Genomic DNA, 622 nt, shown 5'->3' with positions numbered 1-622 from the left:
ATCTTCAAAAAGAATGTCCAATGCAATAGCTTCACCGCTAGGTTCTGCATCACGAAGAGCAGGCATTGTCAATTCGATAATTTGATTGGATTTTAATTTTGTTTTCGGCTCCTTTATGAGTTGACCATCAACTTTAAGATAGCCTTCACGAATGAGGGCTTGCAGACGTGAACGTGACAGCACATTGTGATATTGTTTAGCAAGCCACTGATCGAGTCGTTGCCCAAGAGCATTCTCATCCGTTATTCGCTGTGTGACCATACAATTCCTATTAAGCTTTTCATAAGAGCCTTATTACCAGTATGAAATTGCTTTGGTATCGAGAAATTCTTTAATTCCCCAAAGACCTCCTTCACGGGCACGTCCAGAAAATTTTACACCTCCAAAGTAACTTCCACCCGGTAATTCATGTCCGTTAACTTCTACCATACCAGAGCGCACTTGTGCGGCAATACGACGACATTTGCTCCGATCTTGCGATTGTATATAGTTTGTAAGCCCATACTCAGTGTCATTTGCCAAAGTGACGGCTTCATCTTCTGTGTTAAAAGGAAGAAGAGAAAGGACTGGACCAAAGATTTCTTCTCGAAAGATACGCATATGAGGTTTCACATCTGCAAAA

The 622-nt window shown here is 41.5% G+C and carries 2 protein-coding genes; both read right to left on the bottom strand.

Annotation, left to right across the window (positions count from 1 at the left end; genetic code table 11):
- A partial coding sequence (locus ACFINZ_RS11495) for a S4 domain-containing protein (protein ID WP_375701581.1) occupies positions 1-261 on the bottom strand: 261 nt, incomplete at its 3' end.
- Positions 262-294: 33 nt separating this feature from the next.
- Positions 295-622, bottom strand: a 328-nt coding sequence (locus ACFINZ_RS11490) for an aldehyde dehydrogenase family protein (RefSeq protein ID WP_375701580.1), incomplete at its 5' end; no start/stop codon positions are given.

The sequence above is a fragment of the Bartonella sp. AA81SXKL genome (genome assembly GCF_042196945.1).
Lineage (GTDB): Bacteria > Pseudomonadota > Alphaproteobacteria > Rhizobiales > Rhizobiaceae > Bartonella.
Note: the sequence above shows the minus strand (reverse complement) of the source record. Positions and strands in the feature narration are given on the sequence as shown.